The 25,327-nt window shown below is 63.8% G+C and carries 33 protein-coding genes; 25 read left to right on the top strand and 8 right to left on the bottom strand.

Translation table 11 applies throughout. From position 1 onward, the window contains the following. From yciH to NO347_RS06485, 10 genes are all read left to right on the top strand, one after another. The gene (gene yciH, locus NO347_RS06530; RefSeq protein WP_049985144.1) at window positions 1–294 is read left to right on the top strand and encodes a stress response translation initiation inhibitor YciH; all 294 of its coding nucleotides are present in this window, start codon (window positions 1–3) and stop codon (window positions 292–294) included. Between the two features lie 253 nt (window positions 295–547). After that, entirely contained in the window at window positions 548–1,396 is an 849-nt protein-coding gene (locus NO347_RS06525) for a hypothetical protein (protein WP_256288818.1), read from the top strand. 118 nt (window positions 1,397–1,514) lie between these two features. Next, complete coding sequence (locus tag NO347_RS06520) at window positions 1,515–1,763, top strand: helix-turn-helix domain-containing protein (protein WP_115821740.1); 249 nt, start codon at window positions 1,515–1,517, stop codon at window positions 1,761–1,763. Beyond that, window positions 1,763–3,307 (top strand): SLC13 family permease, encoded by a 1,545-nt coding sequence (locus NO347_RS06515; RefSeq protein ID WP_256288817.1) that lies wholly within the window; start codon window positions 1,763–1,765, stop codon window positions 3,305–3,307. Before NO347_RS06520 ends, NO347_RS06515 begins: the two co-directional genes overlap by 1 nt. A 225-nt stretch (window positions 3,308–3,532) precedes the next feature. After that, complete coding sequence (locus NO347_RS06510) at window positions 3,533–4,861, top strand: amino acid ABC transporter substrate-binding protein (protein WP_256288816.1); 1,329 nt, start codon at window positions 3,533–3,535, stop codon at window positions 4,859–4,861. Between the two features lie 5 nt (window positions 4,862–4,866). Beyond that, on the top strand, window positions 4,867–5,754 hold the full coding sequence (locus tag NO347_RS06505; RefSeq protein ID WP_256288815.1) for a branched-chain amino acid ABC transporter permease: 888 nt from the start codon (window positions 4,867–4,869) through the stop codon (window positions 5,752–5,754). Further along, window positions 5,751–6,818, top strand: a complete 1,068-nt coding sequence (locus NO347_RS06500; protein WP_256288814.1) for a branched-chain amino acid ABC transporter permease — start codon at window positions 5,751–5,753, stop codon at window positions 6,816–6,818. Before NO347_RS06505 ends, NO347_RS06500 begins: the two co-directional genes overlap by 4 nt. Further along, window positions 6,811–7,608, top strand: a complete 798-nt coding sequence (locus NO347_RS06495; RefSeq protein WP_256288813.1) for an ABC transporter ATP-binding protein — start codon at window positions 6,811–6,813, stop codon at window positions 7,606–7,608. Before NO347_RS06500 ends, NO347_RS06495 begins: the two co-directional genes overlap by 8 nt. Window positions 7,609–7,610: 2 nt before the next feature. Beyond that, entirely contained in the window at window positions 7,611–8,360 is a 750-nt protein-coding gene (locus tag NO347_RS06490) for an ABC transporter ATP-binding protein (protein ID WP_256288812.1), read from the top strand. 1 nt (window position 8,361) lies between these two features. Continuing rightward, window positions 8,362–8,775 carry a universal stress protein gene (locus NO347_RS06485; RefSeq protein ID WP_256288811.1) on the top strand — a complete coding sequence of 138 codons (414 nt, stop codon included), beginning with the start codon at window positions 8,362–8,364 and terminating at the stop codon, window positions 8,773–8,775. Between the two features lie 149 nt (window positions 8,776–8,924). Here the strand turns inward: NO347_RS06485 and NO347_RS06480 are convergent, their stop codons facing one another. After that, window positions 8,925–9,788 (bottom strand): DUF2250 domain-containing protein, encoded by an 864-nt coding sequence (locus NO347_RS06480; RefSeq protein ID WP_256288810.1) that lies wholly within the window; start codon window positions 9,786–9,788, stop codon window positions 8,925–8,927. Between the two features lie 152 nt (window positions 9,789–9,940). Here NO347_RS06480 and NO347_RS06475 point away from each other — a divergent pair, with 152 nt between their 5' ends. Together NO347_RS06475 and ddfA are read left to right on the top strand one after the other, a co-directional pair. After that, window positions 9,941–10,756 carry a hypothetical protein gene (locus NO347_RS06475; protein WP_343217977.1) on the top strand — a complete coding sequence of 272 codons (816 nt, stop codon included), beginning with the start codon at window positions 9,941–9,943 and terminating at the stop codon, window positions 10,754–10,756. Between the two features lie 176 nt (window positions 10,757–10,932). Continuing rightward, a complete protein-coding gene (gene ddfA, locus NO347_RS06470; RefSeq protein ID WP_256288809.1) occupies window positions 10,933–11,196 on the top strand; it encodes a DdfA family disk-determining factor in 264 nt (87 codons plus the stop codon). A gap of 323 nt (window positions 11,197–11,519) precedes the next feature. Here ddfA and NO347_RS06465 read toward each other — a convergent pair whose 3' ends face one another. The 4 genes from NO347_RS06465 to NO347_RS06450 all read right to left on the bottom strand — a co-directional run bounded on the left by NO347_RS06465 (window position 11,520) and on the right by NO347_RS06450 (window position 13,387). Continuing rightward, on the bottom strand, window positions 11,520–12,557 hold the full coding sequence (locus tag NO347_RS06465; protein WP_256288808.1) for a tyrosine-type recombinase/integrase: 1,038 nt from the start codon (window positions 12,555–12,557) through the stop codon (window positions 11,520–11,522). After that, window positions 12,554–12,832 (bottom strand): hypothetical protein, encoded by a 279-nt coding sequence (locus NO347_RS06460; RefSeq protein ID WP_256288807.1) that lies wholly within the window; start codon window positions 12,830–12,832, stop codon window positions 12,554–12,556. The genes NO347_RS06465 and NO347_RS06460 overlap by 4 nt, the downstream gene beginning before the upstream one ends. Further along, window positions 12,829–12,963, bottom strand: coding sequence for a hypothetical protein (locus NO347_RS06455; RefSeq protein ID WP_256288806.1), 135 nt, complete (start codon window positions 12,961–12,963; stop codon window positions 12,829–12,831). Before NO347_RS06455 ends, NO347_RS06460 begins: the two co-directional genes overlap by 4 nt. A gap of 130 nt (window positions 12,964–13,093) precedes the next feature. Then, window positions 13,094–13,387 (bottom strand): hypothetical protein, encoded by a 294-nt coding sequence (locus NO347_RS06450; RefSeq protein ID WP_256288804.1) that lies wholly within the window; start codon window positions 13,385–13,387, stop codon window positions 13,094–13,096. A 620-nt stretch (window positions 13,388–14,007) separates the two neighbouring features. Here NO347_RS06450 and NO347_RS06445 point away from each other — a divergent pair. Continuing rightward, entirely contained in the window at window positions 14,008–14,262 is a 255-nt protein-coding gene (locus tag NO347_RS06445; RefSeq protein ID WP_425492353.1) for a MarR family transcriptional regulator, read from the top strand. A gap of 5 nt (window positions 14,263–14,267) precedes the next feature. Here the strand turns inward: NO347_RS06445 and NO347_RS06440 are convergent, their stop codons facing one another. Both NO347_RS06440 and NO347_RS06435 read right to left on the bottom strand, forming a co-directional pair. Next, entirely contained in the window at window positions 14,268–14,546 is a 279-nt protein-coding gene (locus NO347_RS06440; protein WP_256288802.1) for a hypothetical protein, read from the bottom strand. Between the two features lie 167 nt (window positions 14,547–14,713). Beyond that, the gene (locus tag NO347_RS06435) at window positions 14,714–15,718 is read right to left on the bottom strand and encodes a Cdc6/Cdc18 family protein (protein ID WP_256288801.1); all 1,005 of its coding nucleotides are present in this window, start codon (window positions 15,716–15,718) and stop codon (window positions 14,714–14,716) included. Window positions 15,719–15,921: 203 nt separating this feature from the next. Here NO347_RS06435 and NO347_RS06430 point away from each other — a divergent pair, with 203 nt between their 5' ends. Together NO347_RS06430 and NO347_RS06425 are read left to right on the top strand one after the other, a co-directional pair. Next, window positions 15,922–16,248, top strand: a complete 327-nt coding sequence (locus tag NO347_RS06430) for a hypothetical protein (protein WP_256288800.1) — start codon at window positions 15,922–15,924, stop codon at window positions 16,246–16,248. A 189-nt stretch (window positions 16,249–16,437) separates the two neighbouring features. Continuing rightward, a complete protein-coding gene (locus NO347_RS06425; protein ID WP_256288799.1) occupies window positions 16,438–17,040 on the top strand; it encodes a site-specific integrase in 603 nt (200 codons plus the stop codon). Here NO347_RS06425 and NO347_RS06420 read toward each other — a convergent pair whose 3' ends face one another. Beyond that, on the bottom strand, window positions 17,041–17,298 hold the full coding sequence (locus tag NO347_RS06420; protein ID WP_256288798.1) for a DUF8053 family protein: 258 nt from the start codon (window positions 17,296–17,298) through the stop codon (window positions 17,041–17,043). Between the two features lie 180 nt (window positions 17,299–17,478). On the opposite strand from NO347_RS06420, the gene NO347_RS06415 reads away from it, so the two are divergent. The 10 genes from NO347_RS06415 to NO347_RS06370 are packed head-to-tail and all read left to right on the top strand — an operon-like array spanning window position 17,479 to window position 25,323. Next, the gene (locus NO347_RS06415; protein ID WP_256288797.1) at window positions 17,479–17,661 is read left to right on the top strand and encodes a hypothetical protein; all 183 of its coding nucleotides are present in this window, start codon (window positions 17,479–17,481) and stop codon (window positions 17,659–17,661) included. A 34-nt stretch (window positions 17,662–17,695) separates the two neighbouring features. Next, window positions 17,696–19,159, top strand: coding sequence for a hypothetical protein (locus tag NO347_RS06410; protein ID WP_256288796.1), 1,464 nt, complete (start codon window positions 17,696–17,698; stop codon window positions 19,157–19,159). A gap of 6 nt (window positions 19,160–19,165) precedes the next feature. Further along, the gene (locus tag NO347_RS06405; protein ID WP_256288795.1) at window positions 19,166–19,609 is read left to right on the top strand and encodes a hypothetical protein; all 444 of its coding nucleotides are present in this window, start codon (window positions 19,166–19,168) and stop codon (window positions 19,607–19,609) included. Window positions 19,610–19,655: 46 nt separating this feature from the next. Further along, on the top strand, window positions 19,656–20,048 hold the full coding sequence (locus tag NO347_RS06400) for a hypothetical protein (RefSeq protein WP_256288794.1): 393 nt from the start codon (window positions 19,656–19,658) through the stop codon (window positions 20,046–20,048). Beyond that, window positions 20,048–20,554 (top strand): hypothetical protein, encoded by a 507-nt coding sequence (locus NO347_RS06395; protein WP_256288793.1) that lies wholly within the window; start codon window positions 20,048–20,050, stop codon window positions 20,552–20,554. The genes NO347_RS06400 and NO347_RS06395 overlap by 1 nt, the downstream gene beginning before the upstream one ends. Then, window positions 20,551–20,787 carry a hypothetical protein gene (locus NO347_RS06390; RefSeq protein WP_256288792.1) on the top strand — a complete coding sequence of 79 codons (237 nt, stop codon included), beginning with the start codon at window positions 20,551–20,553 and terminating at the stop codon, window positions 20,785–20,787. Before NO347_RS06395 ends, NO347_RS06390 begins: the two co-directional genes overlap by 4 nt. A gap of 58 nt (window positions 20,788–20,845) precedes the next feature. After that, window positions 20,846–21,286 (top strand): hypothetical protein, encoded by a 441-nt coding sequence (locus tag NO347_RS06385; RefSeq protein ID WP_256288791.1) that lies wholly within the window; start codon window positions 20,846–20,848, stop codon window positions 21,284–21,286. Further along, window positions 21,283–23,046 (top strand): hypothetical protein, encoded by a 1,764-nt coding sequence (locus NO347_RS06380; RefSeq protein ID WP_256288790.1) that lies wholly within the window; start codon window positions 21,283–21,285, stop codon window positions 23,044–23,046. Before NO347_RS06385 ends, NO347_RS06380 begins: the two co-directional genes overlap by 4 nt. Continuing rightward, entirely contained in the window at window positions 23,039–23,950 is a 912-nt protein-coding gene (locus NO347_RS06375; protein ID WP_256288789.1) for a hypothetical protein, read from the top strand. Before NO347_RS06380 ends, NO347_RS06375 begins: the two co-directional genes overlap by 8 nt. Further along, a complete protein-coding gene (locus NO347_RS06370; RefSeq protein WP_256288788.1) occupies window positions 23,947–25,323 on the top strand; it encodes a hypothetical protein in 1,377 nt (458 codons plus the stop codon). The genes NO347_RS06375 and NO347_RS06370 overlap by 4 nt, the downstream gene beginning before the upstream one ends. The last annotated feature ends 4 nt before the right edge of the window (window positions 25,324–25,327 follow it).

Raw genomic sequence — 25,327 nt, 5'->3', positions numbered from 1 at the left:
ATGTCGGAAGTCTGCTCGACGTGCGGACTCCCTGAGGAGCTTTGCGTCTGCGAAGACGTCGCAAAAGAGTCCCAGGAGATCACCATCCGCATCGACGAGCGCCGCTACGGAAAAGAGGTAACGGTCATCGAAGGGTTCGACCCCAAGGACGTAGATATGGACAGTCTGTCCTCGGATCTGAAGTCGAAGTTCGCCTGCGGTGGCACAGTCGAGGACGGTTCCATCGAACTCCAGGGGAACCACACCGGTCGCGTCGAGGATTTCCTCCGCGACAAGGGCTTCAACGTCGCGTGACCGTCACCTAACCGTCCCACGTCGAGCGGTTTTTTGTTCGACGCCACGCAAATAGCGGCGGCGCTGTAGTCACACAGCGCTCCCGCCCGAGAACAGACACTGATACTGTCGGACAGCAGCTCGTGAATCATATTGGCACCGAGGGGTGCCGATACTTTTCACATCGTTCTGTCCGACAGTGTGAGCCGTAGCCCTCGCGATTCGATCACTGTGCGACCGAAAGGATTCTACCAGCGGCGACGCCACGCGGAGTATGGTCGACTCAGATTGGTGGGTCGGCGTCGCCCTCCCTCCCGTACTCGAAATCGTCGGATGGATCGGTCTCGTCTTGGCGCCCGAGTCGAGTGGATCGGCGGTGACTCCCGGACTCCTCGGCGGTGTCTTCGTCGTCGTGAGTCAACTGTTGATTCCCGTCTTCGCAATCGCGCTGTACTTCGATGCGCGAGCGGTCGCACGGAGTGCCGAAACGTGGGTTCCGCGGCCTCGAATCTGGGGCGGACTCGGGATCACGGTCCCGATCGTCGGGCTGGTGCTCGCAGACTCGCCGCTTCTGGTGTTCGTCGCGAGCGCGTACCTCCTGCGCCGGTTCCGCTCCAGCGACGCCGGGAGCGGTGCCGCACGGGACGTCTACAGCGGCGATGGGTGGTACGAAGACGACCGCGTTCGCGACGAGGCAGGATCAGACGACGCACGCGAAGCGCCTGAACGAATCTCGCGGTGGTACTACGGCGTCGCGCTCACGGTCGCGGCATTCCTCGTCGTCGTCGTGGCAACACCGGTCTTGGTCGCAGTGATGGGGATGCCGGAGAACGCACGGTTCGTCTACGAGACGATCCCAACAGTGGGCGTGTTCCTCCCGTTCGCCGTCGTATTCTCGCTGGTCGCGTCCGCGGTACTCATCCCGGTGTTCAGCCTCTCGCTGTTCCTCGACACGCGCCGGATCCGCGAGAGCGACGTCGCGTGGGCACCCGACCGGCGCGTGTGGGGAGCCGTGGCCGTCGTCCACCTCTGCAACGTGCTCGTGCCGCTTGTCTGGCTGCTCTCGGTTCCGGCGGGCGGGTATTACCTCTGGCTACGCCGTCAGCAGGTCGGACGGCCGTAGGGGCCCGTCGGAGATGGCTGCGACGGAGAAGCCCCGTACGCGGAGGACGGCCCCGCGCACCGCCCGAAGTTAAAACGAACAATTATGTAAGTTCGTGAGAGGCTACCAGTATCGACAGATGGGAGCCGGTGGAGACGACGTAGACGTTCGCGAGATTTCGCCGATGGCGTGGCGCCTCCTCCGGGTTGCGGCAGGATATAGCCAGCGGGACGTCGAAACCGAGGTCGACGACATTATGCAGGCACACATTTCGATGCTGGAAAGCGATACGCGGAGTCTCTCCGATGACCGCCTCGAACAGTTGTTCGACACCTACCGCGCGAACCTGACCGACCAGCAGATCGAGGTGTTGGTGGTGAACTTCTGATGCTGTGGAGCGCACAGGCGTCGGGACGACGGCGCGCCATCGCGATTCTCGTCGCGGTCGTCGCGACCGCGCTCATCGCCACGGCACCGACACCCGCGGGACTCGACAAGGCCGCGCAACTGGCGCTCGCGACGATGGCGCTCGCGGCGATTCTGTGGGTGACGAAGGCGCTCCCACTCGCAGTGACGGCACTGCTCATCCCGGTCGTGTTGACGATCTTCGGGATCTACGACCAGATGGAGACGGCGCTGTCGGGCTTCGCCGATCCGCTCATCTTCCTGTTCATTGCGGGCTTTATGCTGGCGAAAGCGTTGCAGACGCACAACATCGACCGACGGCTGGCGCTGTATCTGATCAACTGGATGGGACGCTCCCCGCGACTGCTCATCCTGACGATCATGCTCTCGACGGCGTTCCTGTCGATGTGGGTCTCGAACACCGCGACGACGGCGATGATGACGCCGGTCGCGCTCGGCGTCCTCGCGCGGGTCGTCGGCCGTGAAGCCGACGGAGGGGTGTCGAATATGCGGGTCGCGACCCTGCTGGGGACGGCTTACGCCGCCAGCGTCGGCGGGGTCGGCACGCTCATCGGCACGCCGCCGAACGTCGTCGCGGTCGCGTTCTTGGATCGCCTCGTGGGCGTCGAGATCTCGTTCGTACAGTGGCTGGTCGTGGGGCTCCCGATCGTCGTCGTGACGCTGCCACTGACCTGGTACGTGTTGACGTTCTGGCTGTATCCGCCGGAGATCGACGACGTGACCGAAGCGCAAGCGCAGGCTGGCGACTTCCTCGCAGAGGAGGGACCACTCTCGCCGCGGGCCCGGCGGGCGACGTACATCTTCGCCGCGACGGCGGCGCTGTGGATCCTCGGTGGGCTCGGCTTCCTCTTCGAGGGGATTCTCCCCCCAGCGTGGCAGGTGACGCTGTTCGGCGGTACGGGACCGAACCTGTTCGGCCTGGAGGGCCACCGCGGGATCCTCTACTTCGTCGTCGTCGGGCTCTTGGCGATCCCCGCACTCGTGGTGAGCGACGCGGACGACTGGGAGAACCTCGTCGACATCGACTGGGGAACGATCGTCCTGTTCGGCGGTGGGATCTCGCTGGCCGACGCGTTGGCCGACACCGACGCCACCGCGTGGCTCGCACAGTCGCTTTTCGAGACCGTCGTGGGCGCACCGCTCGTGCTCGTGATCGTCGTCGTGATCGTCTTCGCGGTGCTGGCGACCGAACTCACCTCGAACACGGCGACGACGACGATCCTGGCGCCGATCCTCATCGGACTCGGGAGCGTGCTCGCGGGGACGCTGGGGGTCGATCCCGTGCCGGCCGCCATCTTCCTCACCGTCACCGGCGCGATCGCTGCGAGTTTCGCGTTCGCGCTCCCCGTGGCGACGCCGCCCAACGCGATCGTCTTCGGGAGCGGGCACCTCGAACAGCGCGATATGATCCGCGCCGGCGTGATCCTGAACGCGCTGATGACGCTGGTGCTCACGGTGCTCGTCGTCGTACTCTTCACTTTCGTCTGGCCGATCGTCCTCTGGTGATCGCCTCCGAGTGAGACCGACGCGGAGGCGGTCCCCGGGGGGCTCGATACGTACCGACGGACGAGCGACGGCCCGCACCGGCGGACGAGAGACAGCCTACCAGTGACCTATAGTCGCATAGAGTGGCATACGTAGTCCTCCTGATCAACCATTAACATTTATTACCGTGATAGACTATGGCCAGTACAGAGCGTGTATCGTTGATACGCGCTTGCCAGAGTAACTATGGCAGACAAACAGAATCGACGGACGTTCCTACGAGTTGCGGGAAGCACAGGTGCAGTCGGGCTCGCCGGCCTCGCGGGCTGTTCCGGCGGCGGCGGCAACGGCGACGGCGAGTCGACCGATAGCGGCGGATCGACCGATGGGGGCGAGTCGACCGACGGCGGCACGACCGGGAGCGCCGACAGCGGGATGGACACCATCACGCTCGGCGGTTCGATGAGTCTCACCGGCGACAACGCCGACCTGGGCCAACTGTACAAGGACGCTTACGAACTGACGATTCAGCGCATCAACGACAACGGCGGCGTCGAGGCGGGCGACGGCAACACCTACGAACTGGAGATGATCCTCCGGGACGACGGGACCGACGCCTCCACCTCGAAAAGCATCTATCAGGAGCTCATCGACCGCGAGAACGTCGATTACCTGCTCGGCCCGTACTCCAGTACGGTGACGCTCCCGGCGAGCGCAGTCGCCGCGCAGAATCAGAAGCCGATGGTCGAGGGCGGCGGTGCGAGCCCCGAGATCTTCGCGCAGGGCAACGAGTGGATCTTCGGCCTCCTGCCGACGGCCAACAAGTACGCGAAGAGCTACATCGATATGTGCCTCGCGCAGGACGAGACGCCGGAGTCAATCGCCATCCTCGCCGAGGACGGCACGTTCAGCCAGTCCACCGCCGAGGGCGCGCGGAACAAGATCGAACAGACCGACCTCGAACTGGTCGTCGACCAGACGTTCCCCTCGGGGACGTCGGACCTCTCGACGAACCTCGGTCGGGTGCGCGACGCCGGCGCGGACGTGCTGCTCCTCTGTGCCCACCAGAAGCACAACATCATCCTGGCGAACCAGATGGAGAGCCAGGGCGTCAACGTCGACGCCGCGATGGGGACGGTCGGCAGCCTCAACGAGTCGTTCAAAAACGAGGTCGGTGCGAACGGCGACTACATATACGGCCCCTCCTCGTGGGCGGTCAACGCCGACTTCGAGGACCCGGTGTACGGAGCGACCGGCGACTTCGTCTCCGCCATCGAGGAGAACTACGACTACACGCCGGACTACCACAGCGCGGCCGGCGAGGCGGTCATTATGACGTTCGTCGACGCGTTCGAGAACGTTAGCGAAGTCACGCCGACAGCGGTCCGCGACCACATCCGGCAGGCGGAGTTCTCGACGGTGTACGGCACGGTGTCCTTCGACGACACCGGCGTCATCAACAAGAATATGCTCGTCTACCAGTGGCAGCCCGATCCGGGCCTCCAGATCACCTACCCCGAGAACGTCGCCCAATCGGACCCCATCTACCCGATGCCCGACTGGAGTGAGCGCTGAGACCGATGGCAGTAACGCAGTTCGTCGTCAACGGCCTGCTCGTCGGCGCGCTATTCGCGGCGGTAGCCGTCGGCTTCGCGCTCATCTGGGGGGTCGTCGACATCATCAACCTCGCGCACGGCGAGATGGTGATGCTCGGAGGCTACACCTCGTATTGGGTGCTGAGCCTCATCACCGGAAACGCCGAAGGGTCGCCAGCGTTGTTCTTGGTGACGGTTCCGGCCGCGATCGGCGTGCTGTACGTCGTCGGGTACGCGCTCCAGCGGACGCTCGTCTCGCGCGTCATCGGGACCGACATCTTCCTGACGCTTCTGGTCACCTTCGGCATCAGCATCGCGATCCAGCAGTTGGCGATCCAGGCGTGGTCGGCGAACCCCCGTTCGATCCAGGTTTCGTTCGCCGATCCGTCGCTCGTCGCCGCCGGTCTCGTCATCCCGAAGATGAAACTGATCGCGTTCGTCGGCGCGATCCTCCTGACCGTCGCGCTCTACGTGTTCTTACAGCGGACGCGGACGGGCCGGGCGATTCGAGCCGTCTCACAGAACCCCGAGGCCGCCGCGCTGGTCGGCATCGACGTCGAACACACCCGTGCGGTCACGTTCGGGGTGTCGTCGGCCATCGCAGGCGGCGTCGGCGCGTTCATCGCGACGATCCTCAACATTCAGCCACAGATGGGCCTCATCTACACGCTCAAGAGCTTCGTCATCGTCGTGTTCGGCGGCGTCGGCTCCATCCCCGGCGCGCTCGTCGGCGGACTGCTACTCGGCTCAGTCGAGGAACTGACCGCGGGGTTCGTCTCCTCGCAGTGGACGCTCGCAGTGAGTTTCACGCTGCTCATCGTCCTCTTGGTGGTCAAGCCGAACGGCCTGTTCGGCGAGGGGGCTGAACAATGAGCACGAGCGAATCCGAGGACAGTACCGGACTGCTCCGGACGGTGCTCCCCCCCAATCAGGTCGACCGCGTCTTCGACTTCTGTGGCGAAAATGGCTGGAAACTGCTGGCTCTCGGGGCCGTCGTCGGGGCGCTTCCGCCCCTGCTCGGCCTCGAACAGGGCTACTATATGACGGTCGTCTCCGAGATGTACCTGTTCGCGATCCTGGCGCTCTCGTGGGACCTCGTCGGCGGCCAGACCGGCTACCCGAGTTTCGGGAATATGGCCTTCTTCGGGCTCGGCGCGTACGTGACGGCGATCCTCGTCAAGGACTTCGCCGTCGCGTTCCCGGTCGCGTTGATCGCCGCCGGGCTGTTAGCCCTTCTGTTCGCGGCGCTCATCGGCGCCGTCGTCCTCAGGCTTCGCGGGCACTACTTCGCCATCGCGACGCTCGGCGTTCTCCTCGCGGCCCAGCAGATTTCACGGAACCTCGATATCACGGGCGGGGCCAGCGGGAAGATCCTGCTGCAGGTCCCCTCGGGAACGGTGTTCTACTACCTGTTCTTCGGCGTGCTCATCGCCGAGATGGCGCTCATCTACTACCTCTCGAACACGCGGTTCGGCTTCATCCTGAACGCCATCCGCGACGACGAGGAGAAGGCGACCGCGATGGGGTTCAACACGACCTACTACAAGACCGCCGCGTGGATGCTGGCGGCGCTTTTCACCGGCGTCGCGGGCGGCACCTACAGCCTGTTCAACACCTTCATCGACCCGCAGACGGCCTACAACGGCGCGTGGAACGTCGAACTCATCGCGATGGCGCTTCTGGGCGGATCCGGCACCGTCGCCGGACCGGTCATCGGCGCCTTCGGTCTCCACACGCTCATCGAGTTCGTCGAGACGGCGTTCGTCGGCTGGCAGCTCGTGTTGCTCGGCGGCGCGGTCATCGTGACGGTGATCGGCTTCCCCGAGGGCGTGGTCGGCACGCTCCGGGAGTACGCCAGCGAGATGGCGTACTACGAGCGCGGCGGGATGGCCGCCGTCGACAGCGGCGAGGATACGGAGGTGACGGCCGATGAGTGAGACGACAGAGCCCGACGCGCGCACTGCCGCGGCCGCGACCGACAGCGACCGCGCGGTGCTCCGAACCGACGGCGTCACGAAGCGCTTCGGCGGCCTCACCGCCGTCGACGACGTCGACGTCGAAGTACAGAAGGGCGAAATCGTCGGCCTCATCGGCCCGAACGGCGCTGGCAAGTCCACGCTGTTCAACTGTATCACGGGGACGCTCAGCGCCGACGAGGGTCGCGTCTACCTCCAAGGGCAGGACGTCACCGACTGGCCCGAGTACAAGATCGCCCGGGCCGGGCTCGGCCGGATGTTCCAGGAAACCCGGATCTTCGGCGATATGACCGTCCGGAAGAACCTGTTGTTGGCCGCCCAGGAGGGCGGTGCCAACGTCGGGAGTCTCCTGCGCCGGCCCGACGACACGCTCATCGAACGAACGGAAGAACTGCTGGACTACGTCGACCTCGGCGGCCTCGCGGAGACCCGCGCGGGCCGGCTGAGCTTCGGCCAGCAGAAACTCATCGAATTCGCGATGGAGTTGATGGCCGAACCGGATCTGCTGTTGATGGACGAGCCGGCCGGGGGAATCAACCCCTCGATGCTGGAGAACCTCATCGAGTACATCCGAACGGCCAACGAAGACGAGGAGGCGACGATCTTCCTCATCGAACACAATATGGACTTCGTTATGGAAATCGCCGACCGCATCTACGTCCTCGCCCACGGCGAGCGCATCGCCGAGGGCACGCCCGAAGAGATTCAGAACGATCAGCGCGTCCTCAACGCGTATCTCGGGAGGGAGTGATCGTGGCAACGACGTCCGACGCGGACCCACGGTCCACGTCCGATCCGCTCTTGGAGATGAACAACGTCGTCGCGGGCTACGGCAACACGACCGTCCTGCACGACGTGAACATCGCCGTCGAAGACGGACAGATCGCCTGTCTCATCGGGCCGAACGGCTCGGGAAAGTCGACGCTGATGAAGAGCATCTACGGCTTCGCCGACGTGAAAGACGGGACCATCACGCTCCGCGACGAGGACATCACCGGGCGCTCGCCCCAGGAGAACCTCGCCAACGGGATGAGCTACGTCCTTCAAGAGGCGAGCGTCTTCCCCGGAATGAGCGTCCACGAGAATATGCTGATGGGCGGGTACATCTTCAACGACGACGAGCGCGCCAAAAAGCGCGCCGAGGAGTTGTACGACGAGTTCCCCGTCCTGGGCGACATCCGCGGACAGAAGGCCGGCACGCTCTCGGGCGGGCAGCGCCGCCTGCTCGAGTTGGCACGTGCGCTGATGGTCGACCCCGAAGTGATGATGCTCGACGAGCCCTCGATCGGGCTCGAACCGCGCTTCATCGACGACGTCTTCGACCGGATCCAACAGCTCAACGACCTCGGGACGACGATTCTCCTAGTCGAACAGAACGCCGAGAAGGGCCTCTCGGTCGCCGACCGCGGGTTCGTGCTCGCGAGCGGCGAGATCAAGTTCACCGGCACCGGCACCGAACTCCTCAACGACGAGGAGGTCGGCCGGCTCTATCTCGGAGGCTAAGATGTACCGCATACTCCTTCCCGTCGACGACGACGAAGACCGTGCCCGTGCACAGGCCGCGTTCGTCGCTGGACTCCCGGCAGCCGATAGCGACATCAGCGTCGTCGTAACGCACACGCTGACTAGCGCGGAGACCGACGCACCGGAGGAGCTCCGGAACGTCGAGCGCGTGGATACGGTGAAACTCGTCCGCGACGCCCTCGAAGAGCGTGGGATCGCGGTCGAACTCGCAGAGGCACGTCACCCACCCGCTGAGGGTATCCTCGACATCGTCGCGGAGTTCGAGGTCGACCACGTCGCGATGGGATCGCGACAGCGCTCGCCCGCCGGAAAAGCGATCTTCGGCAGCGTCGCCCAGCAGGTGATCCTCGAGGCCGACGTGCCAGTCACGGTAGTCGGTCCCACGCCTGACTGAGAGCGGCGCCGGCGCAGGCGCTCGTCGTCCTGTTCTCCTCGGAACGCCGGGACACATCGCCGCGATTCATAATGATTACTCTCGTCTCTTACCGCCGACCATCGCCACCGGGAGTGGCGCTCGGCGGTACACAGTGAGAGTAATCGCTATCAGTCGTCGAGGTCTCGGAGCAACTGCTCTGCGACTGGCGTCGTCACGTAGTAGGTGTGTTTGCGGTGCGTCTCTGATTTCGGTTTCAGTTTCCGTTCGCTCCCTTTGATCGTGCTGCCCTCGTAGGTCCTCACGAGGCCGACGCGCTGCAGCGCCCGATAGAGGTGACGGACGTACTCGAAGTCCATCTCGAGTTCTTCTGCCGTCATTCGGGGGTAGTCGGGGCCGCCGCGTGCGAGTCGCTTCGCGATGCGCTGGCCGTCCTGGAGGTGCCGGAGCACGTTCAGTTTCCCCTCGCGCTCCGAGAGGAACCGGAGGAGGTGATCGCCCTCGCGTGAAAGCCGGTAGTAGGTGTGATGCTGGCGGACTTCGTCGGCCTGCTTCGCCTTCACACGTCGCTGTTTGACCGTGCCCGACTCCACGCGTTCGAGGAGGCCAGCCGTTTCCATCTCCGAACAGAGGTCTTCGACGTGGTTCCGTTCGGCGTCGAGGTGTCCCGCCATCGACCGCGGATAGTTGCCTTCGACGGTGTCGAGATGATAGCAGACGAGGTACGCGACCGGATCGGCCGGCAGCGGTGCGAGTTGCCCCACGACGGCGCGCTGCCGTTCGAGTTCAGCTTCCAGTTCAGCGGCTCTCTCGTAGCGGAGCTGGGCGTTCTCCGCCGCGTCGGCATCGAAGTCTAAACTGACGTCGATGGGCTCACCCTGGGGCGTCGCAAGCGTCGTCGTGAGTTCACCGTCGTCCCAGTGGTCGCCAGGATTCTCACGCGCCCGTGCGAGTGTCTCCTCGACCGCCTGGATTCGCGTGAGAATCGTGTCGGCTTCTCGCCGTAACCGTTCGATCTCTGCCTCCGAGACCATCCTGTCGCGCGGCCGTAGGCGTGTGAGACGTAAGTATGTACGGAGCAACCAGTCGGGCGAGACACGAACCAGCGTGTGTCCGACGCGCCGTGGCGATCACAGATACTCGCAATCCCAGATTTATTATGTATTTGACGCATATCGTTGGCCGTATGGGGAAGCTGGAACCTCGGGCCGATGGAGGGGCAGGGGTGTTGCGGGGTTACGCAGTGAGAACGCCGCTCCCGGACGAGGACGCCGAGAGGATGTTCCACGGCAATATGCAGACCATCGCCGAGGGTCGCGAGCGGAAGGCGGAGTTGCTCGCCGACCCTGCCGTCTCGGTGGCGGACGCGTACGAGGAGGAGGTACAGCGCGTCGCCAAAACGTTCGAGGGACGACTCCGCCATCTCGCTGGCGAGAACTACGAATCGGTCGCCCGCGAGTACCTCAGAGGCGAGCGCAACGACCGAATCGGGCGCCTCACCGCGTACTACACCGAAGGTCTGTGGCGGATCCAACAGCGTTCGACTATCTCGGAGATGCTGTTTTTCCCGCTCATCCTGCGCTATCCGGATAGTTTCACGGTCAATCTCCGATTCACCGACGACTACACGACGACGGAGTCGATTCCCTTCGAGTCGCCGGAGCACACGACCGTCGACGCCGACGAAACGTACTCCCAGCAGTACTTCAACGAGAGCCAGTACGAACAGAAGCAGGCCGCCGAATATCTCCGTCAGACCGCACAGATCATCCGCGATGAGTTCCCTAGTCCCGACGAAGCGCCCTTCTCGGAGCGTAAATACGGCGGCATCGTCTCCGCCGGCGGGCGACACGAATCGGAGTTCTCCGAGATGTTAGCGCGAGTTACGCCGGACCCCGACCGGTTCTCCGAGCCGGTCACGGAACCGACGCTGGTCCGCGAAGGGAGCGAGGCAAAGCGCACGGCGCGGCGGTATCTCCAGAGCGCGAAAGTGGAGATGTGACCTCCCCGCGCGCGGACGACGGCCCGGCGCAGATCGGTAGCGCAGGTGGTCCCGCAGATATCCCGCGGGATTTCCCCGACTATGACACACTGTGTGCGGCGTCGGTCGCTCGTACACATAGATAATATTATACTTGTCTGACGAATGTTTATGTTTTAGTTGTCTTTAGTTAGCATATGGTTGAAACGATGCGGACCGTCTCCGAGCGGGTAATCCGAGCCGTGGCCGAGGCGACCGATACCGATCCTGCGACGTTGCCGCCGCTGTACGAGTCCGTCGACCCGGACGCGCTGAACGAGCTCGTAGATTCGATGTCCGACGGCGAGATCTCGTTCGAGCACGCGGACTGTGAAATCACAGTCGACAGCGACGGCGGCGTGCATCTGACCGGGTCCTTCACGCGCGGGTCCCCCACTGAAGCGGTCGTTGGCGACGACTGACGGCGACGCCGCCGCGCTTCACTCCCCCACAAAGGCTATTTTTCGTTCGGAGAGGCCCGATTGCGGCTTCGGAAATCCGTTCGGATAGGCACTACATCACGCAATATGAGGCGGCCCGTCGGACGACTGACGGGGTTACAACTCCTTGGGTTGCGTCGAAAGAGTTGGAGTGGACTTGCGGGGCCTCAGCGAGCGAAACGACCGAGGCAAGCGAGGGAACGAGACGAACGAAGTGAGTCGAGTGGACTCGCGGGGAGAGCACCAACTGGGAACCGTCGCGTTGACTGAATGAGTGAGTCGAATTGGCGATTTCTCTCATAGTTTTATTTGTCCTGGAGGTGCTCACGACGCACGGCCATCTTCTCGTCCTGCCGTCGGGCGTCGTAGTGTCGATACAACACTTCGAGGGACACGTTCATCCGCTCCGAGACGATCTCCGGAGACACGCCTCGAGCGAGGTGATCAGTGATCGACCCGCGACGCCACCCGTGCGGCGACCGCGCGGACGGACACTTACTCGGCGTGTTCGGAGTCCCGACCGCCTCGCAGTTCTCCGGCTCGCGATCGTGAGGGCACTCGTCCCACCGACACGGCTGAGTCCACCGATACGAAATATCGCGGAGCGTCGAATCGCTGACGCGCCCCTGCCGAGTCGTGAACAGCGGCTCGCGGCCCCGATCATCGCGAACGTCGATCCGATGGACGTCGACATACTCCTCGATCAGCTCGAATAGCCGCTCGCCGACCCAAACCCACCGCTCGCCCTGCGAGCCATTCTTCAACGGCGTGCCAGACTCCGGACGATGATGGACCGCGATCGCGTGATCCTCCTCGCGGAGATCGTCGACATCGAGGCCACGCATCGCCCCCAGTCGGATCCCCGTCTTCCACCACAGCGACAGCACGACGTGCTCGCGAGTCGCGAAGCGGTACCGATCGAGATACTCGAGGATCGACTCCGCGACCGCAGAGTCCACCTTCACGTCACGAGCCTCAGCCCCGTCCGGGACATCAGGCGCGTGAACGCGCTCACGCAGCCCAGGCTCGACCGCGTCGATGTCCGCCCAGAACTCCAGCGCCACTCGGATCGCCGAGAGCTCCTTCTGGAGCGAGATCGGCTTCACCTCTTGGCGGCGGTGATGGACGAAGTCCGCGAGCTTTCGGCCCGAGAGCTCGTTCAAGTTCTCGATCTCCTCGTCGTGGCACCACGCGAGGAACTGCTCGAGCGTCGTCTGGTTGTTCTGAAAGGTCGACTCCGCGACGTTCGGCTCTCGATGCTCCAAGAACCGCTCGACACCCTCCTGAGGCGAGAGCGGTTCAAGATGCTCCCGAAGCCGACCGTGGCTCGGCTCGTCCCTCATCGTGACGTTGAGTCCTCAACCGGCGCGTACTCGACAGCGTGATCCGTGCGCTTCCGGTGGACGATTTCGTTCGCCGCAGCGAGGACGCGATCGCCCTCAACAATCTGCTCGAAGGGGCACCCGTGACAGACGACGTGATAGACGGTGTCCGTGGGTCGGTCAGTATCGCCGCCCTCCGCCATCCCGCAGAGACTACAGCGCCACGCGGGGACGGGACGGCGTTCGCCGAGGCCGTCGCAGTAGTGTGACCCTTCGTCTCCCGGTCGATCGCTCATAGATCCACCTCGTCACGACGGACTTCTTGGCCGCAGTGGCCGCACTTAGCGTAGATCGCGTTCACAACCCGGAGAGTTCCAGTCGGACAGAGCGGACACGAGACCACGTCTCGAGATGTTGCGTCGGTCATCGCATTTCCTCCAGTTCTTCATCGGTCTTCGGCGGTCCGCGAGTCACGCGGTCCAAGTCGAGTCCGCAACCGGTGCAGTAGACCCCCGCGTCGTAGCACTCGTGGCCGCAGCGGGGACAAAACTCGTATATCACGCTGACTCACCCCCCAGAACCCGGAGCGCTTCGCGAAGACCCTCTTCGTCAGCACCGTTCGCCGCGTGGAGAACCTGGCGCACGAGTCGATCCTTCTCGGCCATCCGATCCGGCTCCGGCCACGGAGTCCCCTTCACCTCGGTCCAAAGCGTGTACATCGCGTCCTCGTCGAGTTCGATCTCGACGCGGCGCTCATCGGTCCCGATCGCGAGCACGTACCCCTCGGCATCCACCGCCGGGCCGTACACGATCCCGCGAGCGCCTTCGACGCGGAGACGCTCCGTGTTCATCGCCGACCGCCATCCCGACCGCCACAGTAGGCACACTGTTCCTTCGGACAGAACCGACGGGAACCGATCGCTTCGCACCAGTGCGACGCCGCTCGATCACGTCGACGCTGGGGCTTCTCCCGCGTCAGCGGTGCGCCGCGGCCGTCTGCTCGGAGACTGTGCGTCCCGCTCGTCGTGGATGAATCCCGTCGCATACGCTGTTTCGTCGTCAAAAAGTCGATTCCGTGACCACACGGCTCGAGCGTGCGTCGCCCGGGAGCGTCCGCGGAGATCCCCGCGATAGCGCGCCCACACTTCTCGCACGCACCCTCGATCGTTGCCGATGCTTCCGTCGTGCCGGGGGTTTCAAGCCCCCGGAGAGTCAGACCTTGCATAGGTTCTGCGCCTGTTCGCAGGACCTCACGCGGGCCCGCTGCCCTAACAGCGGGGTCCGCTTCGTTTTCGGGATGGACCCGATCGCCGAGCGACGGGTCCGCGATAGGTTCCTGCTGACAACCAGTCATAACTAATCGGTAATAAATTCTCTGCACGATAGTACAGTTAATCACTGAACTAAGGTTCATAAGCTTATGAGCAATGGTCACAACTTTTGTCGTATGTTCAGAGACGTTCTCGAAGAGATGGTAGAACGGATCTCGTGGTTCTCGCCAGTTGACTACGAGATTCTCCTGTTCTTCGATGAGCACGACGTAGCTCTGACCGCGAAATCCCTCGCGTTCAACATCGACTACAATCGAAGGTACGTCAACGAGCGAATGCGGGTCTTGGAGGATGCCGGCCTCTTTGAGAACACGGACGGGATCTACGAACTCTCTGACCTGGGCCGAGAGTTCCTCGCGGGCGACCTTGACGAAGATGATCTCCCTGAACCGTAGTCGGATCACACGTCCTCCTGCCCAGTACGAACGGCTCGAATCCCGATCCGCGTGAGGACGGGTTCGACCCACGCGGGGAGCTGACCAATCTCCCAGCGAGAGTACGCGATCTCATCGTTGACCGCGAACTCCCAAGTGTCGCCACCTCCGTCGACGACGACGCGGCTGTCTGGATCGTCGAAGACGATCACCGTAACTGGGCCGACGTCGTCGTCTTCGACATCCTCGGGTTCGATCGTGATGACTTCGCTTGCGTCGCGCGATTTCGGTCGTGCTCGACTCATACAGGTGAGCCAACAAACGGGATGGAAAAAGCGGTAGCGCGCGTCGTATCGAAAGAGACACTCAAACACCGATTCTCAGGGTTTTAGATCATCGAGGGTTCAATAAACGTCGAAATATCGGAAATATCGAAAGCGACGCCGTATGGCGATTAGCGAAATATCGAAAGTCAGGGCTCGCGGAATCGATACCGCCGCGCCCGTGTCGATCCCGCGGACTCGATCAGCTTGTAGTGCTCCAGCGACTGGAGGTACTTCCGCCGGGTGGACTTCGCGCGGGGGTCGGCAACGCGACCCTCGTACCGAGCGTGGAGGTCCTTCGCGCTGATCTCGCCGGCGTCCTTGATGATCTCGTAGAGGTGGCGCTGGTGCGTGCCGAGCGTGTCGACGTTCCGGTCGTGGATCTCCTCGCGGGCATCCTCTCGGACTTTCCGGACGTGGTCTCCGGTGAGGGTCTCGTCTCCGCTCTCGACAGCGTCACGGACCGCACGGCGGAGGAGCGTGATCGCGTGCCGGGCGTCGCCGGCCGCGACGTCGGCGATATAGTCGACCGTCTCCTCCTCGACGACGCCGGAGGCGATCCCGGCGTGGATGCGCCCCCAGAGAATATCGCAGAGTTCGTCGTGGTGATATTTCTCCAGGGAGATCTTCGCGGCGCCGCGGAGTCGTGAGGCGACACGGGAGTCCAAGTCGGCGAAGAAATCATCCTCGTTGACGCAGACTAGGACCAGCGTGACGTTCGGGATCTCCCAGAGAGCTTGGATTGTCTGCTCGTCGGAAAGGACGTCGACCTCGTCGACGATCCCGATAAAGTGCTCGTCCATCTCGCGGAGGCGATCGAGCAGCACTGCGGTCGGCGTCCCCTCTTTCCGGAGGTCGTTCGCCCGGCCGGCGTCGCCGACGAGCGAGTAGATGATCGAGGACATAGACGTCTCGGAGATACAGTTCACGTAGCCCCAGCGGATGCCGAAGACCTCCTGCTCCAGCTGGCGGACGATGTATTTCGCGATCGTGGTCTTGCCAGTCCCACTCGGGCCGGTGATGATGATCGACTTCGCGCCGAGGCCGTGAGCGATCGGTTTTAGCTCCCCGGAGAGATGCTGGAGCTGTCCGTCGCGGTGTTGTAGTTCCTGGGGGACCCAATCCTCCTTGAGGACACGGGCGTTTTGGATCACGGCTCGGGGTACTCGATTCGGGAACTTGTAAGCGAGCCGTCCGGAGTGAAAGTGATCCACCTGGGCGCAGTACCGCGTTTGCTGGCGAAAGATAAAAGTCAGCGGTTCGAAGTGTTCAGTGCGTATGGAAATAGGTGTATGGCGGGCTAACGCCCGCACAGGGGCAGTGACGACAACGGATTGTATTTCTGTCGGTGGTCACGATGGGTGAAGTCAAAGCCAACTGGAGTGAAGAAGCGGACGAAGAGCTATCCGACCTCCAGAAGGAAATTCTGGAAACAGCGGCACTGAATCCCGAGATGGATGTGCCGGAGATCGCCGACGAGACGGGGGCATCGGAGTCGTGGACGCGGAAGACACTCAATCAGTACGAAGACGAAGTAGAGATGGAAACATCGTCCACCTCATCGGGTGGTTCGACTCTCGGAGCGTTGATTATGCTCCCGTTCAAGCTCACGATTTGGATACTGAAAGTAGCCGTGTGGTTCCTTCTTCTTCCGTTCAAGATCCTCGGGAAGATTTTCGGCTGAGGACGCCAGCGACCTTTCCATAACTAACACCGGCACGTCGGGGGGCGGGACGTTGGTTAAGATAGAGGTGTTGGTGGGATGCCGATTTGTGAGACAAGTCGGAAACGAACCCCCGAAATCGGGCCAGATTCTGCGCCGATCACGGCGCGCCCGTAGGCTTATAGTGCAAGGTTCTCAGGACAAATCGGAATGAGATTAGAGGCCACCTCGAAGCCAGATCAGTACCACGTGTGGATGACCGACGACGAGCTCCTGAAGCTCAGACGTGCGGCGGCGACCCACCGAGACGATCTCGTGATCCAGTTCGGGGGCTTCGTGGGACTTCGCGCCTTCGAGATTCCACAGATCTGTCCGAAGCACGTCAAACGGATCGAAGAGGATCATTACCGCCTCCGTGTGCCGGAGGGGAAGGACACGACTGGGAGTGGCGGGAAGCCGCGTGATGCCTACCTTCCAAGCTCCCTCGAGGGCGACCTCTATCGGTATCAGTCGGCAGAGGACATCGGCCGCGACGAGCCATACGTCGATCTCTCCGAGCGAGGCGTCCGGGACGTGGTCAAACGCACAGCCGAGCGTGCAGCCGAGCAGACTGGCGACGAGGACTTTCGATACGTGAGCAGCCACGATCTCCGGCGGCGGTTCGCCCAGCGACTGCTCGTGGATAAACAGATCAATCCGAGAGTAGTGATGCAGGTCGGCGGGTGGGACTCGTTCCAGGCGATCGAGCCATACCTGAATGCGCCGACACCCGAGGTCGTCAACGAAGCCTTCGAAGAAGCCGATCTCGCGTGATCAGTCGGCGCTCCCAGGACGAAGTCCTTCGTCGAAGAGTCGCTGGGCCGCGAGCCGCTCGACGATCTCCGACTCCTGGAGGTCGGGGAAGTCACCATCCTCGCTGATCCGAACCGCGTAGGACCTGCGCCCGAGGCGTTCAACGTCGACGGCAACTCCTTCGGGGACTTCGTCGTCTGAGATGACGTCGTCCTTCTCGAGGAACTTCTTCGGGATCGTGACCACGCCGGACCCGCTGTCTTTTCTGAGTTTCTGCATAGCCGTCGGCTGACGACCTCCCGGTATAAGTGTAACTCCTGTCGGGTGTTCGTCTGGTGATTCCTCAGATTTCCCTGAAATACATAGTAGGTGGTCGTCACGCCCGCGGTATCGACCAGTACGGTCGATACCGATCTATGACCAGAAGTGCAGGGGGAGTGATCGAGAGCCTCCCTCACGATGACGAGCCGTCTGACCTCGACGGAGGGCGGAATGCCTGACGCGCTCGATCGGCAGCAGCAGCGCCGCGAGCGCGTCGCGGAGATCTCCCTCGATCGCGTCGAGCGGGAGCTCGACGTGCGACCGGACACCGAGTCACGGAGTAGCCGGCCGGAAACCGGCAACCACACCAATGAGACGTAAGACACTCTTTTCGATTCTGCTCGTGTTCGCCGTGGTGGCCTCCAGCGCAGGGACGGCCGTCGCGGCGAGCTACGGGATGAACGCACAGGCTGACGACCACCCCGACACCTGGATCCACGAGGACCGTCTCACCGTCGAGTCCCACGATCAGACCTCAATGGGCTGGCTCCAGTACGAGGGCGACAACGGGAAAATCCGGACAGTGGACGGCCACGTGAACGGTACCGACGGCGACGCGAAGATCACCTACCGCGCCGATCGCCTCGAGGCCGAACCTCTCGGTCAGTTCCCGCGATACACCGGCGAAGAGAACAACACCTACACGTGGCTCAACACCAGTCAGTGGTCTTCGACGACCGGCGTCTCGGTCACGGACTCCGACGGCAAGACTGCCGGAGGCGTTCCCTCGATCGAGATCGCTACGGATGGCTCGTTCTCCAGCGGCACCACCGGAAACGCAGAGTACACGCTGGGGAGCCCGATCACCTCGGACGTCGAGAAGCTCTACCTCCAGTCGATCCTGAACGTCGACAGCCTCGAGAGCGGCGCGGTCGTCGACGTCCAGGTCCGCGACGGTGACGGCGACTACGTGAACGCGACGATCAGCTCCTCGGCGACGGCGACTGCCGAGGACGTCGTCACCAACCAGACGGCGAACGGCGTGATCTACCAGCGTCAGCTCGGTCAGTTCGCTGTTCAAGGCACCGGCGACGGTTCTCTCGACGCGGTCGAGACCGTCCGCGTGGAGATCCGCGACGGCGACGCCACGGTCACGCTGACCGGCCTCAACGTCCAGAAGAAGTCCCGCTGGGACTTCGGCGAGGAGCGCGTTCTCGACACCTCGACTGACGACGATGGCGACTACACCGGCGAAATCGTCCGCGAGCGGCCTCTCGGCGGCGAGATCAATATGTCGAGTCTACAGGGGCTCGACGAGGCATTCGAGGACGCGACAGTCCACAAGCTCACGTACCTGAACGTGCAGTACCGCCTCCAGGACAAGCCGAGCGCGGTCTCGATCTCCTTCGAGGACGCGGACAACTATCCGGGCTTCCCGAAGCGTCTGAGTCTGACGTGGGAGCGGTCAATCCCGGCCGCATACGACCTCAGCCACGGGGATATGGAACTTCGGCACCGGCAGACGTTTATGAGTGATCGCTACATCCAGCTCCGCTACGCGGAGGGTGTCGGCGACACCGATCCGAGCGACGTCTCCGAGGACTCCTGGATCGACGTCACGAACAGCCTCGGTGAGGAGGATCAGGTTCTCACGGCTGACAGCACAGTCCAGCCGGACACGAACTACGTGGTCGAGTTCGACGTGAAACTCCTCGCAGACCAGCACACGACGCTCTCGCAGGTCACGCAGAGCGCGGGGGGCTTCTGGGGATCCAACGGAGGCGGCAGCAGCAACCCGTTCATGTCGCTGTATAATTGGGTGGCCGGCGGCGTCGTCGGCCTGCTGACGATGATCGGCATCAGAAAGAAGGGGGCCTGATAGCCGATGGCACCACGCCTCGACCGCGCGCTGACCTACATCAACAAGGCCGACACTCTCGGGGGGTTTGGCGAGTCCTTCGTCGCGGGTGCTGGAGGGCTGGTGCTGGCGATCTTCTCGATCGTTATCGGGGTCGGGGAGGCGTTCGCGAACCTGATCACCAGTCCCGTCGACGCTTTCGCCGCAGCTACGTCGGCACTGATCAGTGCCGGCTTCGGCGCTCCGGCGGAGTACCTTCAGGACGTTTGGAACACCGCCGCGGTCGCGCTCGGGATGGATCCGTGGCTGTCGCTTGGTCCGTTCGTAGTGGTCGTGGGTGTCGGAGCGATGGTCGCAGGACTCGCTCCGATGCTCTGGTACCTCGACGTGATCGACGCGGACACGTTCACTGGTATCGACCTCCCGATAATCGGCCTCGACACGGGCGGGGACCTCGACGACGAGAACTGACGATGTCGCCGGCCATCCACTCCCGAGCGGCGATACAGGAGGGCCGATGAGTTCCGACTCCGACCCGAGGCTCATCACGGGCCGCTTCGGGAGTCCAGTGTCCGATCCATCGACGTTCGTGAGTGGTGGTGAGATTCTGGTCGGGAAGCTCGTAAGCACGCTTCTCGGATCGCTCTGGCTGGTCGTCGCGGCCGGCTGGATCACGGTCACGCAGACGATTGTGCAGATCCACGTCTCACTGCTCGACGCGGCCGCAGAGATGTACTACAACATCATCGTAGCGTTTGGCGAGAACGCCTCGAGGGCCGCGTTTGTAACGTGGGGCGAAGCGTTCCGAGCGGCCACCGAGACGAGCCCGTTGCTCGCGCCGGCGCTTTTCTCGATCGAGATCGTCGTCGTCGCCGGGCTCCTAGTCGTCGCGACCCGGAGGTGGGCCTAATGCGGGTCCCTATGCTTCCGATCCAGCTCCCTGGTTCTGGCGGTGGGGGCTCAGATCCCGTCCCGGACTTCGTCTACGACCTGGAGAAACTCGCACCCGTCGCCGGGACGCTCGTGACGATCGCCTCGAACCCCAGACAGTGGCTTCGAAACTACGTGTTCGACCTGATCGCCGAGTGGATCGTCGGCGGGATCCTCGATTCCACGCAGTACGTGCTGGGCTGGATCATCTTCGCCTACGAGCGAACCCGTTCGATCCTACTGACGGCGATTCCGCCGCTCCAGACGCCGTTCGACGTGACCGAGGACGCGGTGATCGACCTGATAAGGATGATCTTCGACGTCGCGATCGGCGTCGCACATACGGCGGGCTTCGCTGGTCCCCCGGCGACGGCCTTCGCGATCGTTCTGCTCGGAACCGTGATCGTAGCGACGATCTACGCGATCGTGAACGCGACGCCGGCGGGCGGCGCGATCGAGGGCGCACTGGGGGCGTTCAAACGATGAGTCTGAAGAACACGCTCGAAGGCGGAACAGCGCTCCTCGGGAATCTCGTCGCCTGGATCGCTCACTCGGAGACGATCTGGTTCGGGATGCTGGGGAGCTATCAGACGTACCTCGCTCCAGTGTACGATCTCCCCGATCTCCGCGGGCCGATGGCGTTCGCGACGCTGCTGTACGTCGGCCTGCGGCTGGGTGATCTCTGGAGCAAACGAGAGGAGGTAGACGAGACACTATGATCGACAGATATCGACAGAATCGACGACGAACAGACGGCCGCCTCGAGGAGGTGCGCCAATGCCGATCGACGTGATCGGCTGGGTCTCCTCCCACGTGGGGCTCGTGTTGACGGTGGTCCTCGCGATCGCCCTACTCACGTGGGCCTACGAGGCGGCTGAGGAAGCCGACGACGCGATGGAGGCCGCCAGGGGCTTCGGATCCAACGCGAAGCGCGGGACCGGCGGAGTGCTGAACGTGCTGCTCGCTGGGCTCGTGACGGTCACGGGCTGGGCGGCGACAACGTTTTCCACGGCCGGCGAGGCCGGGCAGTTCCTGCTCTCGCTGGTTCCGTTCGTACCCGTGCTCACCGCTTCGGCGCTGACGATCTCGCTGGGCGCGATCGGGCTCGCAGACGTGATCGTGATCGAGTGGTGGCACTTCGTGCTGGTCTCGACGGCGATCGTCCTCTTGGGATACGCATACCGCGCGGATCTCTCAATGGAGGCGAGCGGCCGGTGAGGCGGACCGTCGCGCTCGTGGCGCTCGCAGTCCTGATCGTAGCCAGCGGTGCCGTCGCGCCCGCGTTTGCCCAGGAGAACGGAGACACGGGCGCGGCGGCCCGTAACCTCACGCTCGAAGACCTCGTCCCCGGCGGTACCAAACCGGCGAACGCGCCGGCGAGCATCCGACAGAACGGCCGCTACGGCGAGTTCGCGGTGAAATATCTGCCGACCGGGCTCCTGGTCGACGAGAGCGAGGACAGCTCGAGCTGGCGGTACCTCCGTCCGAAGACTGCGATCAAACGCAACTACGTACAGCTCTGGAGCAAGCGCGCCTACGGCGCAGAGACGCAGAAATACGTCGTCGAGGTCGCTCACTACACGGTCGGTCAGCAGACAGTGACCGACGAGGACGGCTCGTCGACGACGCAGAAGGTGGCACAGAACGTCACCAGCTACTCGCGGACAGTCAACATCGACGGCGGGTACGACTACGCGCAGATCGACCTGCGGCCGCACTACGATCAGCGCGTGCGGACCGTAATGTGCGCCCGTCAGCCGAACGAGCCGAGTTGTCTCGCGAACCCCGGCGACACGCGCTGGACGTTCTACCACTCGTCTTCAAAGGCGACGATGTCGATCGACACGAACAGCGCGGGTGCGCGTCTCGGCTGGGGGATCGCGCTGATCCTCCTGCCGTTCTTCGGAACCACGGTGACGACGCTCTACGGCGGCCGGAAGTTCGTCGAAAAGGCGAAGGCCGGCCCGCAGATCAGCGCGATTTGGTGGTTCCTCACGGCCGTCGGCGGCCTGCTGTTCCTCGTGGTCGCGTGGGACTGGCTCAGTGCGACGCTGATCCGCGCGCCGTGGCTCGTCTCCGCGGCGGCGGGTGTGCTGCTGGGCGTGATCGCCGTCGAGTGGTTCGGGAGACGCACCTACGGTGCGGGCTTCCTCCAGTTCCGCCTCGAAGACGGGTTCGATCCGACGGACCCGGACGCAGTCGAGAAGGCCGCGAAGGACGCTCACGAGGATCCAGACACGAGCGGGGCGCAGGACGCGCCGGGCGTGCTGAAAGCCTCGTTCTCGATCGCTCGCTTCGCTCGGGGTGACCAGGGCGAGCGCTCGGCGATCCGGAAGGGTCTCCGGAAGTTCTGGGCGCGCGCCCGAGGCGCGTCGGCTGACCTCGAGGTCGACGGGAATATGCAGACACGGATCGACGTCGACGGGCCGATCGAGGAGCTGTATCTCCTCGACCCGGAGGATCCGGACCCGCTCGAATACGAGCCCGAACGTCACTCGATCGAGTTCCCGGATCTGATCACCTACGAGGAGACCGAGGACGGCGACGTCCGCCGGCAGATCCATCCGGTGCCGTACTTCGCAGGCGGCTCGGCGCTGGGCTTCTCAGCGCTCGCGGGATCGATGCTGGCCGGCTCGTGGCCGCTGGGGCTGTTCGTGGGCGGCTTCGGACTGTTCGCGTTCAAGATCGCCCGTCCGAAAGACGGACGGCTGTTCGCGAACCTCGCGCCGATCCACTACCACCACGCGGTCGCGTCGATGCTGACGCACGCCCGCGGACTCGCTGACGCGAAGTCCTGGGACGACTGGTTCCGGAACTACGCCGAAAGCGAGGCCGAATCGCACGCGGATCGGAAAGAACTGCTCGACGATCGCAGCGAGAGCCAGATGGAGCGGCTCTTCGATCGCTACGTCGGCAGTGACACCGGCGACTCACCGGTGAGGGACACCGATTCAGAGGAGGCACCTGCGGATGACTGAGGCACTCCACGGCGACCTCGATCTCGATGTTGAGGGGCCGGCAGACGTCACCGAGAGGATCCTGGCGGCTGTCGACCAGGACCGTTGGGGTGGCGACGACGTCCGCGATCGTCTCCACGCGCGCCTCGAAGAGGCTGGGATCGACCACCCGACGCGGCCGGCAATGTCGAAGCTCACGCACGACCAGATGGACCTCTTGGTCGATCTCCTCGAGGGCTTCGAGACGCGACACGATCTCCTCCAGTGGCAGCAGGATCTCGTGATCCAGACAGTCGGTCAACTGGAGGACTCGTGGTACTCGCGGACGGCCGCGAACGCGCCGACGGTCTCGGCGCTGCTCGGCGAGCCCTGGGGAACCACCAAAGAGATGCCGCCGGCGCTCGCTCGCGAGGTGCGACGGGGGATCGCCGCTCAAGACCTTCTCCCCGCGTTCCACGCAGGCCACGAGGTCGCCCGCTGGGCGGCTGTCGAGCGTGTCGATCACCTCGACGACGACGCCGACGATGACGAAATCGAGCCGATCGATCCGCAGGCGCAGCAGTACCCGCTGATGCGGCCGGCGTTCGGTGAGCTACACGGACAGCAGGAGGCGGCGCTCTCGGACCTCTTGGAGGGCTTCGAGGCTCCCGAGGATCTGCTCGCGTGGGCGCACCGGGTGACGTCGGCGTCCTACGCGCAGATCGAGCGGGAGACGGTCACGGCTCCGTACTTCGAGACGCCGCTTCGAGAGCGGCTGCTGGGGACTGCACCGACCGGCGAAGATCGATTTATCCGGGAGTCGTGGGCTTGCGAGTACCTCCTCCCCGCGTTCAATCGCGCGGCGGACGCGCTCGGAAAGCGCGCCCAGGAGGTCACGGCCGCGCGCGGCTTCCGAGCCGAAACAGGAGACGGATCTATCACATGAGTTCGAAGACGCCGCCGGCGGACGTCGCCGGCACCGACGACGAGGAGTACAGTATGCTGGAGGTCGTTCAGGATCCGGACCTCCTGCGCGAGCGTGTCGAGGAGGTGGACGCGCCAGGGATCGAGCGCACGCGGCAACTGACGGGCGACGAGCGCGCTCACACGATCGGCGAGAACCTACGGCGGGCGTTCGGCTTCCGGACGTGGTCGAACGTCCTCGAGGACTTGGAGCGGATGAACCACCCGGCGATCGAGGACGGCACTCACCCAATCGTTCATCATCCGCGAGCGTTCCTGGATCACCTGATCCATATCGACGATCTCGACAAACTGCGGCTCGAGCACGACGACCTCTCGGGGCTCTCGAAGCCGCGGCGAGAACTGTTCCGGTGGCTCCAGGAGCATCCGGAGATCGTTCAGGAGTTGCGGATCGGCGGCACCGACTGGGGCGCGTTCGGGCCGAAGGGCTCGGGCAAGTCGACGATGGCGATCTCGTTGATGATTCGGCACCTGGAGATCAACCCCGACGCTGTCGTCTGGCGCGGCTCGCCGGCCCGTGCGGAGTGGCTCCCGCTCCGTGCGTGGACGCGGCTCTGTCTCCCGGCTGGTCTCGACGTCGACGCAGTCCTCGACCCTCCGTCGGACACGATGGATCCGATCGAGATCGACCTCGAGGAGATGGTCCACGAGGTCGTCCGGTACGACTCGATCCGAGAACTGAACCACGAGGTCCTCCAGGAGGGAATGTTCCACGTGGTCTACCCGGATCCGAAGTTCCGCGGCGCAACTCGGGCGTTCCGCGAGGCCGACGAGATTCAGGAGATCGAGCACATCTCGGCGTGGGACGTCAAGCGGAGCGACGAGGACGATCTCACTCCGCAGGACGTGACGCCGCAGGAGATGTGGTGGTTCGCCTGGGCGATCGACAAGATCGACCACGGACCGCCGATCTGGGTCTCACTGCTCGCCGACGAGATCGGGAACTGGATGCCGGAACACGCGAGCAACGACTACCACCGACTGTACGACCGGATCTCGGCTTTCAGAGACAAGTATGTCGACGCTCGCCGAAACAAGTTCTCCGTGTTCGGGATCGGCCACGATCCCGAGGATCTCGCTTCACTGGTCCGGAAGAAACAGCGCTGGCGGATCACGCTCGCTGGCGCTGACAACCCGACTGGAGACACGACCGGAATGGGCGAGGCGCCGATGAACCGGAACTATACGAACCGGATGCAGTTGGGGCAGGCGCTCTCGTGGAACTCCCAGCACTTCGCGGACTTCTCGTGGTCCGACGTCCCTTCGAAGTTCAAGGTGCCGGGGCAGTTGCACCTTCGATTCCCCGAGGTTCAGGAGGTGCTCGGAGGATGCTGACCCC

It is taken from the genome of Halobellus inordinatus (genome assembly GCF_024464655.1).
Lineage (GTDB): Archaea > Halobacteriota > Halobacteria > Halobacteriales > Haloferacaceae > Haloquadratum > Haloquadratum inordinatus.
This window is presented reverse-complemented; position numbering and strand designations above follow the sequence as displayed.

Coding starts and splice junctions, on each gene's coding strand:
- NO347_RS06520 (WP_115821740.1), top strand. CDS start 1,515: ATGGGAGCCGGTGGAGACGACGTAGACGTTCGCGAGATTTCGCCGATG.
- NO347_RS06510 (WP_256288816.1), top strand. CDS start 3,533: ATGGCAGACAAACAGAATCGACGGACGTTCCTACGAGTTGCGGGAAGC.
- NO347_RS06475 (WP_343217977.1), top strand. CDS start 9,941: ATGGGGAAGCTGGAACCTCGGGCCGATGGAGGGGCAGGGGTGTTGCGG.
- NO347_RS06485 (WP_256288811.1), top strand. CDS start 8,362: ATGTACCGCATACTCCTTCCCGTCGACGACGACGAAGACCGTGCCCGT.
- NO347_RS06455 (WP_256288806.1), bottom strand. CDS start 12,963: ATGACCGACGCAACATCTCGAGACGTGGTCTCGTGTCCGCTCTGTCCG.
- NO347_RS06430 (WP_256288800.1), top strand. CDS start 15,922: ATGGGTGAAGTCAAAGCCAACTGGAGTGAAGAAGCGGACGAAGAGCTA.
- NO347_RS06500 (WP_256288814.1), top strand. CDS start 5,751: ATGAGCACGAGCGAATCCGAGGACAGTACCGGACTGCTCCGGACGGTG.
- NO347_RS06415 (WP_256288797.1), top strand. CDS start 17,479: ATGACGAGCCGTCTGACCTCGACGGAGGGCGGAATGCCTGACGCGCTC.
- NO347_RS06425 (WP_256288799.1), top strand. CDS start 16,438: ATGAGATTAGAGGCCACCTCGAAGCCAGATCAGTACCACGTGTGGATG.
- NO347_RS06515 (WP_256288817.1), top strand. CDS start 1,763: ATGCTGTGGAGCGCACAGGCGTCGGGACGACGGCGCGCCATCGCGATT.
- NO347_RS06400 (WP_256288794.1), top strand. CDS start 19,656: ATGAGTTCCGACTCCGACCCGAGGCTCATCACGGGCCGCTTCGGGAGT.
- NO347_RS06450 (WP_256288804.1), bottom strand. CDS start 13,387: ATGAACACGGAGCGTCTCCGCGTCGAAGGCGCTCGCGGGATCGTGTAC.
- NO347_RS06385 (WP_256288791.1), top strand. CDS start 20,846: ATGCCGATCGACGTGATCGGCTGGGTCTCCTCCCACGTGGGGCTCGTG.
- NO347_RS06370 (WP_256288788.1), top strand. CDS start 23,947: ATGAGTTCGAAGACGCCGCCGGCGGACGTCGCCGGCACCGACGACGAG.
- ddfA (WP_256288809.1), top strand. CDS start 10,933: ATGGTTGAAACGATGCGGACCGTCTCCGAGCGGGTAATCCGAGCCGTG.
- NO347_RS06495 (WP_256288813.1), top strand. CDS start 6,811: ATGAGTGAGACGACAGAGCCCGACGCGCGCACTGCCGCGGCCGCGACC.
- NO347_RS06465 (WP_256288808.1), bottom strand. CDS start 12,557: ATGAGGGACGAGCCGAGCCACGGTCGGCTTCGGGAGCATCTTGAACCG.
- NO347_RS06445 (WP_425492353.1), top strand. CDS start 14,008: ATGGTAGAACGGATCTCGTGGTTCTCGCCAGTTGACTACGAGATTCTC.
- NO347_RS06525 (WP_256288818.1), top strand. CDS start 548: ATGGTCGACTCAGATTGGTGGGTCGGCGTCGCCCTCCCTCCCGTACTC.
- NO347_RS06505 (WP_256288815.1), top strand. CDS start 4,867: ATGGCAGTAACGCAGTTCGTCGTCAACGGCCTGCTCGTCGGCGCGCTA.
- NO347_RS06420 (WP_256288798.1), bottom strand. CDS start 17,298: ATGCAGAAACTCAGAAAAGACAGCGGGTCCGGCGTGGTCACGATCCCG.
- NO347_RS06375 (WP_256288789.1), top strand. CDS start 23,039: ATGACTGAGGCACTCCACGGCGACCTCGATCTCGATGTTGAGGGGCCG.
- NO347_RS06395 (WP_256288793.1), top strand. CDS start 20,048: ATGCGGGTCCCTATGCTTCCGATCCAGCTCCCTGGTTCTGGCGGTGGG.
- NO347_RS06460 (WP_256288807.1), bottom strand. CDS start 12,832: ATGAGCGATCGACCGGGAGACGAAGGGTCACACTACTGCGACGGCCTC.
- NO347_RS06390 (WP_256288792.1), top strand. CDS start 20,551: ATGAGTCTGAAGAACACGCTCGAAGGCGGAACAGCGCTCCTCGGGAAT.
- yciH (WP_049985144.1), top strand. CDS start 1: ATGTCGGAAGTCTGCTCGACGTGCGGACTCCCTGAGGAGCTTTGCGTC.
- NO347_RS06440 (WP_256288802.1), bottom strand. CDS start 14,546: ATGAGTCGAGCACGACCGAAATCGCGCGACGCAAGCGAAGTCATCACG.
- NO347_RS06480 (WP_256288810.1), bottom strand. CDS start 9,788: ATGGTCTCGGAGGCAGAGATCGAACGGTTACGGCGAGAAGCCGACACG.
- NO347_RS06405 (WP_256288795.1), top strand. CDS start 19,166: ATGGCACCACGCCTCGACCGCGCGCTGACCTACATCAACAAGGCCGAC.